Genomic DNA, 966 nt, shown 5'->3' on the forward strand with positions numbered 1-966 from the left:
CTGCCGGCCGCCCCGGTCATCCGTGACGCGGCCGAGGCAATCGCACAGTCGTGGTTGAGGATGGAGAGCACCAGGGTTTCCAGGATGCAGGCCTCGGCGAAGGTTCCCTCAACGATCAGGATGGGGGAGTGCGGGAAGTACGCCTCGCCCTCGGCATAACCCCAGACGTTCCCGCCGAAGCGGAAGTCGGCCAGCCAGTCAAGAGTGAGGGTGTCCACCACTCCGGCCGCTGACAGGTGGTCCAGCTGTTCAGTGCCGAAGCGAAAGTTTTCGAGGCTCTCCAGCAGGCGTCCCGTTCCGGCCACCACCCCATAGCGTCGGCCCTCCGGGAGGCGCCGTGCGAAAGCTTCGAAAACCGATTTCCGGTGCGCAGCCCCGGAATGCAGGGCGGCCTGAAGCATGGTCAGCTCGTAGTGGTCCGTATACAGGGCGGTGCTGGCCCGGGTGCTGACGACCGGGGCGGAGTTGGTGGGGCTCACAGTCACGACTCTAACCCGTTTGGGCGCCGACACAACCGGAATCCTGTCACCCGACCTGCGTTCTACAATGGTGCTATGACTGTTGGCACCGCTCCGGACACCGAACGGCTCGAGGAAACGGACACCGACCAGCTGACCGCTAGTGATATCCCGTGGGTAGTGATCGTCTGGAATGATCCGGTCAATCTCATGAGTTATGTCAGCTACGTGTTCCAGACCTATTTCGGGTACAGCGAAGCCAAGGCGAACAAGCTCATGATGGAAGTCCACGAGGCGGGTAAGTCGGTGGTCGCCGGTGGCAGCCGGGAAGAGGCCGAGCGGGACACGCTGGCCATGCATTCCTACGGACTCTGGGCGACGTTCCAGAAGTCCGACGCCCCCTGAGGCGAGCTACCCAGTAACTGTGCGTTAAGGAGAATTCTTGGCCAAGGCATTCAAGGCAACCCGTCGTGGGATCATCGGCACCCTGGATTCGGGGGAGCGGCAG

The 966-nt window shown here is 62.6% G+C and carries 1 protein-coding gene and 1 pseudogene; one reads left to right on the top strand and one right to left on the bottom strand.

Features of this window, described 5'->3' with window-relative positions; genetic code table 11:
* Positions 1-401 (bottom strand): annotated as a pseudogene (locus K728_RS0107050) (nicotinate phosphoribosyltransferase); the annotation flags it as partial.
* 153 nt (positions 402-554) lie between these two features.
* Between K728_RS0107050 and clpS the strand changes: the two are divergent.
* On the top strand, positions 555-863 hold the full coding sequence (clpS, locus tag K728_RS0107055) for an ATP-dependent Clp protease adapter ClpS (RefSeq protein WP_019481201.1): 309 nt from the start codon (positions 555-557) through the stop codon (positions 861-863).
* Positions 864-966: the final 103 nt, after the last annotated feature.

This window comes from Arthrobacter sp. CAL618 (assembly GCF_000468215.1).
Classification (GTDB): Bacteria; Actinomycetota; Actinomycetes; order Actinomycetales; family Micrococcaceae; genus Arthrobacter_D.